Here is a 10,106-nt window from a genome sequence, read left to right as displayed (position 1 = left end):
AGGGCTGCCAGGGGCTGGAAATGCGGATCCAGCCGGTTGAAAGCCGACGCAGGCAGAGCCTCGGCTGCTTCGATGGGCACTTTTTCAACGGCCTGCTAAGGCGGCGCGGGCGACTGTCTCCCTGAGGACAAACGGCCTGCCGGCAGGCCGCTAGAGTGCGGGCCATGCGCACATTTCCGACCCTGGACGCCCTCGATGCTCTGGTGGGCGAGACCGTCGCCGTCAGCCCTTGGCTGGAGATCACACAGGAGCAGGTCAACCGTTTTGCCGATGCCACGGGCGACCATCAATGGATTCATGTGGACCCGCAGCGGGCCCGCCTAGGCCCCTTTGGGGGGCCGATCGCGCACGGCTTCCTGACCTTGTCGCTGATGCCCCGTTTCCTGGAATCGTCGTTGCGGGTGGAGGAGGTGCGCATGGGCGTGAATTACGGGATGAACCGGGTGCGCTTCACGGCGCCGGTGCCTGTGGGCAGCCGGTTGCGGGCGGTGTTGCGCTTGCTGGCCTGCGAGCCGGTCGAGCCCCGAGGGCGGCAACTCACCTGGGACGTGACGGTGGAGCGCGAAGGCAGCGACAAACCCGTGTGCGTGGCCGAATTCCTGGCCCGGCTATACGCCTGAAGCGGCCCCGGCAGGGGCGAGGGCCGCGCCCGCAAACCCCTGCTGTCGCCAGGCCTCGTAAGCCACCACGGCCACCGCATTCGACAGGTTCAGGCTGCGTTGGCCGGGTCGCATGGGCAGGCGCAGCCGCTGGGGCGCGGCGAAGGTGGCCAGCAGTTCCGGGGGCAAGCCCCGGGTTTCCGATCCAAAGACCAGCCAGTCGCCCGGCTGGAAAGCCACGTCATGCACCGCCCGGGTGCCTCGGGTGGTGAGGGCAAACAGCCGTTCGGCTGCGGGCTGCGTCTGTTGCAGAAAGTGGTTCCAATCGGCGTACCGGCGCACGTCGGCGTACTCGTGGTAGTCCAGCCCGGCCCGTCGCATCAGCCGGTCCTCCATCGAAAACCCCAAGGGCTCCACCAGATGCAGGGTGCACCCGGTGTTGGCGCACAGCCGGATGGCATTGCCGGTATTGGGTGGGATTTCGGGGTGAACGAGCACGATGTGGAACATGGGGCAGGCATTATTCCATGGGCTCGGCCAGCCAGTGCTGCGCCGAAGGGGCCGGCGTGCGGGCAAAGACCACCGCCCCGACCGACGCCGCCCCCGCTTCGCGCAGGCGCTGGGCGGCGGCTTGCAGGGTGGCGCCGGTGGTCATCACGTCGTCCACCAACATCCAGTGCCGACCGGCAATATGGGGGCGCTCCTGGGCGGCCACGGCGAAGGCCAGCCGCGCGTGGGCCTGGCGCTCGGCGCGGTCCAGCTCATGCTGGGTGCGCTGGGTTTCACGACGCAGCAGGGCATGAGGGCGTACCGGGCGGTGCAGGCGGCGGCCCAACTGGCGCGCCAGCTCGGCCGCCTGGTTGAAACCGCGTTCCCGCAGACGAGAGGGGGCCAGCGGGATGGGGATCAGCCCGTCGGCGGCGGCCAGCGCGGTGACGATTTGGGGGTCGTCGAGCATGAGCCGCGCCAGCTCACGCGCCCAGGCTGGCTGGGCACGAAACTTGAAGCGGGCCACGATGTCGTCCCACGGCCAGGCGTAGGCCACCCGCGCCATGCAGGCCGCAAGCGCCCCCGGCCCATCCTGTGCGCAGCGGTTGCACCGTGTCAGGCCGGGCGCCAGCGGATGGGCGCAACCGGGGCAGCGCGGGATGATCCGGGCATGGTCCTGCCGGCAGGCGGGGCAGAGCACGCTGTCGCTCCAGATGCGGCAAAGCGCGCAGGTAGTGGGCAGCCAGCGTATCCCATGATCGGGCGTGCCGGCTGACTGGCCCGATGAGCGGTTCCAGGTTTTCATGTGGCCTCCCGTCCGCCACTATACTGGCTGCCCCGTGATTGCCTGTCCGCCCATGTCCGACGCCGCCACGCCGGGGCCTGTGCCCGATCTCGATCCCGTTGCCGCCCGCCGCTGGCGTGAGCGCCTTCGGGCCACCAGCCCGTGGCTGAGTGAGGAAGTCGGCCGGCGCATGGCGCAGCGGCTGTCATGGTTCCGGCAGCGGCCGGCTGCCTGGGTGAACTGGAATCCGGTGCTGGGCGGCGTGCAGGCCCATCGCGCGGTGGCGGCCCAATGCCCCGAAGCCGTCGTCGAGCTGGCTGGCGACGAATCCCCCGTCACCTGGCAGGCCGCCGGTTTGCGGCCCGCTCCCGCGGCTGCGCCGTGGTGGCGGCGTTGGATTGGCGGGGCTGCCACGGCGAATGCCGCGGCGTCCTCGGCTGCCGCGGTGGCCCCGGGTCAGGCCGATCTGCTCTGGGCCAACCTGTCCCTGCATCTCTACGACCGTCCGCACGAGGTGCTCCAGACATGGAAGCAATGGCTGCGGACCGATGGCATCGTCATGTTCTCCTGTCTGGGGCCGGATACGCTGATCGAACTGCGCCGCGCTTACGCCCTGGCCGGCTGGCCACCGCCCGCGCCAGCCATGACCGACATGCACGATTGGGGCGACATGCTGGTGGCCACAGGCTTTGCCGAGCCTGTGATGGACATGGAGCGCCTCACGCTCACCTATCCGGATGCCCAGCGCCTGCTGGCCGATCTGCGGGCAGGGGGGCGCAATCTGCACCAAGGGCGCCGCGCGGTCACCCCCGGGCGCGCGCATCTGCGCGCCTGGCAGGCCCTGGTCGAGCGGGAATTGCCGCGCACCAGCGACGGGCACCTGAGCCTGACCGTGGAAGTCATTTACGGCCACGCCGTCAAGCCCGTGCCGCGTGCCCGGGTCAGCGCCAGCACCCAGGTGCCGCTGGACGACTTGCGTGCCATGCTGCGTCGTCCACCAGCGAACGGTTGAGCGGCCGCTTTTCCCGACCACCGCGCGGGGGAAGGCCAGCAAGCCCCGAAAGCGCGGCTACAATTGACATAGATCAAAAGCAGGCCGGCCTTCGGGGCGGCCTGTTGTTGTAAGTGTCTGTCACTGGATGAAGACCGTGCCCGAGTTCCCGGTGCGAGAACCGCTGGCCCACGCATCCGCTGATGGCGTCTCGTGGTTGTCGCGGCGCAACTGTTCGATGACGCCCCGTCAGATGGGGCTGGTGTATGTGCTGCTGTGCGGCACGTCGCTGAGCGTGGCGGCGTTCTTCTGGGGCATGGGGGCGATCCTGGTGTTGCCGTTTGCGGCGCTGGAACTGTTGGCCTTGGGCATCGCCTTCGTGGTGTATGCCCGCCACGCGACCGACCGTGAGCACATCCGCCTGGACGATCGCCGGCTCGTGGTCGAGTGGGAGTACGGTGGCAGATTGCAAAAACACGAGCTTCCTCGGGAGTGGGTGCGGGTCATTCCTTCCTCGGAGCGGTCAGCCCTCGTCGGTCTGACGGCGGCTGGCCAGACGGTGGAGGTGGGGCGCTACATGCGGCCCGAGCAGCGCAGACGGCTGGCCAACGAATTGCGGCAGGCCCTGCGCGGCCGCGGCGTGGCGCAGGTCAGGGAATGCCCCGACATGGGATGTTAGGAAAGTTTGGTGTAATCGGTATTGATATAAATCAATGCTTATATTTGAGGCAAGAAAAGTGAGCACGATGAAGAAAGCAGTTCATTCGTTGCGCCGGCGATGGGCCAGTGCGCAAGGCGCAGTGACCGCGACGACCCTGGGTGCGGCGGCGTGGTGGGCCACGGCGGCCCATGCCGTCGACAGTCTGCCAGGCGGCCCGCAACGCAACGGCTTGAACTTTCAGCCTCCGGCCAGCCGCATGGCCGAGGAACTGCACAGCCTGCACTGGTTCATGCTGGCCTTGTGCGCCGTCATCTTCGTGCTGGTCTTCGGGGTGATGTTCTACTCCATCCTCAAGCACCGCAAAGCCGCCGGTCACAAAGCGCAAGAACTGCCCGAGCCGCTGTGGGTGGAACTGGGCTGGACCATCGTGCCGCTGCTCATCGTGATCGGCATGGCCCTGCCGGCCACGCGCCTCGTCGTGGCGCAAAAAGACACCACCAACGCCGATCTGACCATCAAGGTCACCGGCATGCAGTGGAAGTGGGGTTACGACTACATCAAGGGCGAAGGCGAAGGCATTTCCGTGCTGCAGACGCTGGACCCCGAGCACCGCCGCATTGCCGATGAAGGCGCCCGTGGCGTCAAGCTCGACGACTACCTGCTCAAGGTGGACAACCCGCTGGTCGTGCCCGTGGGCAAGAAGGTTCGCGTGATCACCACCGCCACCGACGTGATCCACGCCTGGATGGTGCCGGCGTTTGGCATCAAGCAAGACGCCATCCCCGGCTTCGTGCGCGACAACTGGTTCCGTGCCGAGAAAACCGGCGACTATTATGGTCAGTGCGCCGAGCTCTGCGGCAAGGAGCATGCCTTCATGCCGATTCACGTGCGCGTGGTCACTCAGGAAGAGTACAGCGCCTGGGTGAAGGAGCAGCTCGAAATCATGGCAGCCAAGGCCGACGACCCCAACAAGGTCTGGACGCTGACCGATCTGGTGGCCCGTGGCGCCTCGGTGTATGCTGCCAACTGTGCCGTCTGCCACCAAGCCAACGGGCAGGGTTCCGGTCCGTTCAAGCCGCTGGACGGCTCGGCCATCGTGACCGCCCAGGACCACACCGAATTCCTGCAGATCATGCTCAACGGCAAAGGCGCGATGCCTGCCTGGCGTCAGCTCTCTGACACCGAGCTGGCTGCGGTGATGACCTACGCCAAGAACAGCTGGTCCAACAACACCGAGCGGCTGATCCAGCCTGCCGAAGTGATGGCGGCCCGGTGAGCGCCTGTCAGAATGTTTGAAACGAGGAAAACGCCATGAGTGCAGTTCTTGATCACCACGACGCTCACGCGCACGATCACGACCACCATCACGCGCCCACCGGCTGGCGCCGCTGGGTCTACGCCACCAACCACAAAGACATCGGGACCCTGTACCTGATCTTCAGCTTCGTCATGTTCTTGTTCGGTGGCGTGCTCGCCCTGGGCATCCGTGCCGAACTGTTCCAGCCTGGCCTGCAGGTGGTCAATCCGGAACTGTTCAACCAGTTCACCACCATGCACGGCCTCATCATGGTGTTCGGCGCCATCATGCCGGCCTTCGTGGGCTTCGCCAACTGGATGATCCCGCTGCAGATCGGCGCTTCCGACATGGCATTCGCCCGCATGAACAACTTCAGCTTCTGGCTGATGGTGCCCGCCGCCATCATTCTGGCTGCATCGTTCTTCATGCCCGGCGGCGCGCCGGCGGCTGGCTGGACGCTGTATGCCCCGCTGACGCTGCAAATGGGCCCGTCCATGGACGCCGCCATCTTTGCGCTGCACATCCTGGGCGCATCGTCCATCATGGGGGCGATCAACATCATCGTCACCATCCTGAACATGCGCGCCCCCGGCATGACGCTGATGAAGATGCCCATGTTCTGCTGGACGTGGCTCATCACCGCCTACCTGCTGATTGCCGTGATTCCCGTGTTGGCTGGCGCCATCACCATGACGCTGACCGACCGCCACTTCGGCACCGCCTTCTTCAACCCCGCCGGCGGCGGCGACCCGGTGATGTATCAGCACATCTTCTGGTTCTTCGGCCACCCCGAGGTGTACATCCTGATCCTGCCGGCCTTCGGCATCGTCAGCCAGATCATCCCGGCTTTCTCGCGCAAGAAGCTGTTTGGCTACACCTCCATGGTGTACGCCACCGCGTCGATCGCCATTCTGTCCTTCATCGTGTGGGCGCACCACATGTACACCACTGGCATGCCGGTGACAGGTCAGCTGTTCTTCATGTACGCCACCATGCTGATCGCCGTGCCCACGGGCGTGAAGGTGTTCAACTGGATCGCCACCATGTGGAAAGGCTCGATGACCTTCGAGACACCGATGCTGTGGGCCGTGGGCTTCATCTTCGTGTTCACCATGGGTGGTTTCACCGGGCTGATTCTGTCGATGGCGCCGCTCGACCAGCAGCTGCATGACACCTACTACGTGGTGGCGCACTTCCACTACACCATGGTGGCCGGTTCGCTCTTTGCCCTGTTCGGCGGCTTCTACTACTGGGCGCCCAAGTGGAGCGGCGTGATGTACAGCGAAGTGCGCGGCAAGATCCATTTCTGGCTGTCGTTGATCTTCTTCAACATCACCTTCTTCCCGCAGCACTTCCTGGGCTTGGCCGGCATGCCGCGCCGCTATGCGGACTACCCGATGCAGTTCGCCGACTTCAACATGATTTCGTCGATCGGCGCCTTTGGCTTCGGTCTGATGCAGGTGTACTTCCTGCTGTTCGTGGTGCTGCCTGTGATGCGCGGCCGCGGCGAGAAAGCGCCCCAGAAGCCCTGGGAGGCTGCCGAAGGGCTGGAGTGGGAAGTGCCTTCGCCGGCCCCCCACCACACCTACGAGACCCCGCCGAAGCTCGACGCCTCGGCCACCCGTGTGATCGGCTGATCGGGAGCCTGACGTGCCGATTTCGCCCGAAAAGCGCAAGAGCAACGTGAGGCTGGGCTTGATCCTCGCCTCCGTGGCCTTGGCCTTCATGCTGGGCTTCGTGGCCAAATTCCTTCTGTTCGGAGCTTGATGGATCCATCATGTCGTTGCGCAAGGAAAACCTGAAGATCGTTGGCAAACTCGCGGTGGTGGCGGTGGGCATGTTTGCCTTCGGCTACGCCCTGGTGCCGATTTATCGGGCCATCTGCGAAGCCACGGGCATCAACATCCTGGCGCTGTCGGAACGCAGCGTCCCGGGTCTGACGCCCTCGCTGCCGGCCAACACGCAGGTCGATACCACGCGCACCATCATCGTGGAGTTCGACACCAACGTGCGTGGCCCGTGGGATTTCCGTCCACTCGTGCGCTCCATGGAGGTGCATCCGGGCCAGCTGACCACGGTGATGTACGAGTTCCAGAACATTCAGGACCGTACCATGGCGGCGCAGGCCATTCCGAGTTACGCGCCCCGGCAGGCCGCCCGCCATTTCAACAAGCTGGAGTGTTTCTGCTTCACCCAGTACACCCTGGCGCCGGGTGAGAAGAAGGAATGGCCGGTGGCCTTCGTCATCGACCCCCGCATCCCGAAGGACGTGACCACGATCACCCTGTCATACACCTTCTTTGAGGTCGGCGGGCGCACACCCAGCCCGCCCCAGGCCGATGCCAGCGGGGCCGGGCAGCCTTCCGTGGCCCGCGGGGATACCCATGACGCAGGCAACGTATGACCCAACCACCTCAAAGGCGCCCATCGTCCTGGTGGGTCACGGTCCGGGCCGTGTTGTGGAGTTTTTTGGGTTTGCGCCGTCGCAAAGACTTCCACGAGGACGTCAAGCGGCTCAATCCCCTGCAGGTGATGGCCGTCGGCTTCATTTTGACCTTTCTGTTCGTCATCTTGCTGATGGTCATCGTCAACTGGATCGCCGGCTGAGGGGCGCGGTGGCGCGATCGGCGATCCATTAACATCGAATTCATAAGCGAAAGCAAAGCAATAGGAGTGAGCATGTCTGCAGCAACGCAAGGCACAACGCCGTACTACTTCGTGCCGGGTCTGTCGCGGCATCCGTTCATGTCGGCGTTTGGCCTGTTTTTCGTCATCCTGGGCGCGGGGCAGTGGGTCAACGGCTCGGCCTGGGCGCCGTACTCGGTGGCCTTTGGCCTGATCTGGTGGCTGGTCGTGCTGTACCAGTGGTTCCGCGATGCCATTGTCGAGAGCGAAGGCGGGCTGTATGGCCGCAAGATCGACATCTCCTACCGCTGGAGCATGACCTGGTTCATCTTCTCGGAAGTGATGTTCTTCGGCGCCTTCTTCACCGCGCTGTGGTGGGCCCGGGCGCATTCGGTGCCAACGCTGGGCAATAGCGAGCACGCCCTGCTGTGGCCCGACTTCCAGGCCGTCTGGCCGTCGGTGATGGCCGGCATGACCGCTTCGCCGGCCGGCATCGTCGAGCCGTTCCAGACCATGGGGCCGTTCTGGCTGCCGACCATCAACACGGCATTGCTGCTGACTTCCGGCGTGACGCTGACCATCGCCCACCATGCCATTCAGGACGGCAACCGCAGCAAGACGATTGCCTTCATGTGGCTGACGGTGCTGCTGGGCTTCGTGTTCCTGTGTGTGCAGGGCTATGAGTACTACCATGCCTACACCGACCTGAACCTGCGTCTGGATTCCGGCGTCTACGGCTCGACCTTCTTCATGCTGACCGGCTTCCACGGTTTCCACGTGTTCGTCGGCATGATTATGTTGCTGGTCATCACGCTGCGTCTGCAGAAAGGCCATTTCACCAAGGAGCGCCACTTCGGTTTCGAGGGCGCTGCCTGGTATTGGCACTTCGTGGACGTGGTGTGGCTGGGCTTGTACGTGGTGGTCTACTGGATGTGACCGTTGGCGTTCGGCCTCAGACGAAAGGCGCCCCAGGGCGCCTTTTTCGTGTCGGGTGAAGGATGCCCGCGTTAGCGCATGGGTATGCCGGTGGGCTGTATCCAGCCCAGGTGATAGCTGATGATGACGGCGATGAACAGCAGCACCGACAGGCTGATGCGTACCGTCAGCGCACGGGCCATGCGGCGGCTGCGGCGTTCGTCACCGCTGGCAGAGTCGCCCCGCATCATGGCGACGAGCGCGCCAGCGAGTGACGCGATGATGAGCAGCAATGCGATGATGAGCAGCCATTTCATGGAGAGGATTATCCAATGAGTGCGGTCCCCATGCGACGGGGGTTCTGGTGGATCACCCTGGCGGCGGTGGTGGCAATCGCCGTCACCGCGTCTTTGGGTTTCTGGCAACTCGGTCGGGCCGAGCAGAAACTGGCGCTACAGGCCCAGCGTGAGCAGCGGCAGGCCATGCCCCCCGTGGGGTGGGAAGCGGTTTTCGCCGCACAGGCGGACGGACGGCTGGACGAATTGCACGACCGCACGGTGCGGCTGGCTGGCCAGTGGGTGCATGAGGCCACCGTGTTTCTGGACAACCGCACCATGAATGGCCGTGTCGGCTTCGTGGTGGTGACGCCACTGCGCCATGCGTCGGGCCAGGCCATCGTGGTGCAGCGGGGTTGGGTGCCTCGCCGCATGGACGATCGCACCGCATTGCCCGAATTGCCTCAGATCGAGGGGGTGGTGACGGTGGAAGGGCGATTGGCGCCCCCGCCGTCCAGGTATTACGAGTTTGCCGCGGCGAACGAGGGCGTGATCCGGCAAAATATCGATTTGGATGCTTATGGGGCCGAGTGGTCCCTGGCATTGTTGCCGGCCTCGGTGCAGCAGGTGGCCACCGCTGGCCAAGCCGATGACGGTTTGTGGCGGGACTGGCCCGTGGTGGGCAGCGATGTGCACAAGCATTATGGCTACGCCTTCCAATGGTTTGGCCTGTCCACCCTCACAGTGATTCTCTATGTCTGGTTCCAAATCATCGTCCCCCGGCGCCGCCGCTGAATCGCCCGCGCCGGGTGATGAGCCGCTGACCATGACCGTGCACTCTCTGCCGTCGCCCGCTGCGCAACTGGCCCATGACGCGGCAGCCACGCGGCGCGGCCGCTGGAAGATGCTGCTGCTGTTGCTCATCTGCGCTTCGCCGGTGATCGCGTCCTATTTCACCTTTTACGTGATTCGGCCCGAAGGGCGTTCCAACTACGGGGAACTGATCGACCCGCCCCGGGACATGCCTGCCATCCGCGGTGTCGATGCCGAAGGGCGGGTGGTCGAATTGGCCGCGCTCAAGGACCAATGGCTGTTCCTGAGCGTGGCCGACAGCGCCTGCGATGCCCGTTGCGAGACGCACCTGTACCTGCAGCGCCAGATTCGGGAAAGCCTGGGCAAAGACAAAGACCGCGTGGACTGGGTGTGGCTGCGCACCGGCAGCGCCGAACTCGCCGAGCCGCTGCGCGAGGCCACCCGCGCGGCCGTGGTGCTGCACATGGAGGAGGCCGACATCGCCACCTGGCTGGCGCCAGCGCCCGGGCAGCGGCTGGCCGACCACTTGTACGTGATCGACCCCATGGGCCGCTGGATGATGCGCTTTCCGCCGGATGCCGATCCGGCCCGCATGCGCCGCGACTGGACGCGCCTGCTGCGCGCTTCCAGCTTTTGGGATCAACCGGGTCGCTGACT

14 protein-coding genes are annotated in these 10,106 nt (G+C 65.1%); 11 read left to right on the top strand and 3 right to left on the bottom strand.

The window, feature by feature from the left end:
* Positions 1-164 precede the first annotated feature (164 nt).
* On the top strand, positions 165-620 hold the full coding sequence (locus DFR43_RS12000) for a MaoC family dehydratase (RefSeq protein WP_133599012.1): 456 nt from the start codon (positions 165-167) through the stop codon (positions 618-620).
* Here DFR43_RS12000 and trmL read toward each other — a convergent pair.
* Together trmL and DFR43_RS11990 are read right to left on the bottom strand one after the other, a co-directional pair.
* Positions 609-1,109 (bottom strand): tRNA (uridine(34)/cytosine(34)/5-carboxymethylaminomethyluridine(34)-2'-O)-methyltransferase TrmL, encoded by a 501-nt coding sequence (gene trmL / locus DFR43_RS11995; protein WP_133599010.1) that lies wholly within the window; start codon positions 1,107-1,109, stop codon positions 609-611. The genes DFR43_RS12000 and trmL overlap by 12 nt on opposite strands.
* Positions 1,110-1,119: 10 nt before the next feature.
* Positions 1,120-1,893 (bottom strand): ComF family protein, encoded by a 774-nt coding sequence (locus DFR43_RS11990; RefSeq protein WP_133599008.1) that lies wholly within the window; start codon positions 1,891-1,893, stop codon positions 1,120-1,122.
* Positions 1,894-1,945: 52 nt separating this feature from the next.
* Here DFR43_RS11990 and DFR43_RS11985 point away from each other — a divergent pair, with 52 nt between their 5' ends.
* The 8 genes from DFR43_RS11985 (at position 1,946) to DFR43_RS11955 (ending at position 8,382) form a co-directional block, all read left to right on the top strand.
* A complete protein-coding gene (locus DFR43_RS11985) occupies positions 1,946-2,884 on the top strand; it encodes a class I SAM-dependent methyltransferase (protein WP_133599019.1) in 939 nt (312 codons plus the stop codon).
* A gap of 127 nt (positions 2,885-3,011) precedes the next feature.
* Positions 3,012-3,542 carry a DUF2244 domain-containing protein gene (locus DFR43_RS11980; protein ID WP_133599006.1) on the top strand — a complete coding sequence of 177 codons (531 nt, stop codon included), beginning with the start codon at positions 3,012-3,014 and terminating at the stop codon, positions 3,540-3,542.
* A 67-nt stretch (positions 3,543-3,609) separates the two neighbouring features.
* Complete coding sequence (gene coxB, locus DFR43_RS11975) at positions 3,610-4,800, top strand: cytochrome c oxidase subunit II (RefSeq protein ID WP_133599005.1); 1,191 nt, start codon at positions 3,610-3,612, stop codon at positions 4,798-4,800.
* 35 nt (positions 4,801-4,835) lie between these two features.
* On the top strand, positions 4,836-6,458 hold the full coding sequence (gene ctaD / locus DFR43_RS11970; RefSeq protein ID WP_133599004.1) for a cytochrome c oxidase subunit I: 1,623 nt from the start codon (positions 4,836-4,838) through the stop codon (positions 6,456-6,458).
* A 13-nt stretch (positions 6,459-6,471) separates the two neighbouring features.
* Positions 6,472-6,588 (top strand): cytochrome oxidase small assembly protein, encoded by a 117-nt coding sequence (locus DFR43_RS13725; protein ID WP_425471095.1) that lies wholly within the window; start codon positions 6,472-6,474, stop codon positions 6,586-6,588.
* Positions 6,589-6,598: 10 nt separating this feature from the next.
* Entirely contained in the window at positions 6,599-7,225 is a 627-nt protein-coding gene (locus DFR43_RS11965; protein WP_133599003.1) for a cytochrome c oxidase assembly protein, read from the top strand.
* Complete coding sequence (locus tag DFR43_RS11960; protein ID WP_133599002.1) at positions 7,222-7,428, top strand: DUF2970 domain-containing protein; 207 nt, start codon at positions 7,222-7,224, stop codon at positions 7,426-7,428. Before DFR43_RS11965 ends, DFR43_RS11960 begins: the two co-directional genes overlap by 4 nt.
* A 72-nt stretch (positions 7,429-7,500) precedes the next feature.
* Positions 7,501-8,382 carry a cytochrome c oxidase subunit 3 gene (locus tag DFR43_RS11955; protein WP_133599001.1) on the top strand — a complete coding sequence of 294 codons (882 nt, stop codon included), beginning with the start codon at positions 7,501-7,503 and terminating at the stop codon, positions 8,380-8,382.
* 71 nt (positions 8,383-8,453) lie between these two features.
* On the opposite strand, the gene DFR43_RS11950 is transcribed toward DFR43_RS11955, so the two are convergent.
* The gene (locus DFR43_RS11950; RefSeq protein ID WP_211338653.1) at positions 8,454-8,678 is read right to left on the bottom strand and encodes a twin transmembrane helix small protein; all 225 of its coding nucleotides are present in this window, start codon (positions 8,676-8,678) and stop codon (positions 8,454-8,456) included.
* A gap of 15 nt (positions 8,679-8,693) precedes the next feature.
* On the opposite strand from DFR43_RS11950, the gene DFR43_RS11945 reads away from it, so the two are divergent.
* Both DFR43_RS11945 and DFR43_RS11940 read left to right on the top strand, forming a co-directional pair.
* Positions 8,694-9,431, top strand: coding sequence for an SURF1 family protein (locus DFR43_RS11945; RefSeq protein WP_245988918.1), 738 nt, complete (start codon positions 8,694-8,696; stop codon positions 9,429-9,431).
* Positions 9,391-10,104: an SCO family protein gene (locus DFR43_RS11940; RefSeq protein WP_133598997.1), complete on the top strand. Its 714-nt coding sequence runs from the start codon at positions 9,391-9,393 to the stop codon at positions 10,102-10,104. The genes DFR43_RS11945 and DFR43_RS11940 overlap by 41 nt, the downstream gene beginning before the upstream one ends.
* Positions 10,105-10,106 lie beyond the last annotated feature (2 nt).

Origin of the sequence: Tepidicella xavieri, assembly GCF_004363315.1 — a bacterium.
Classification (GTDB): domain Bacteria; phylum Pseudomonadota; class Gammaproteobacteria; order Burkholderiales; family Burkholderiaceae_C; genus Tepidicella; species Tepidicella xavieri.
The sequence above is the reverse complement of the archived record's forward strand: the minus strand, read 5'-3'. Positions and strand labels throughout refer to the sequence as shown.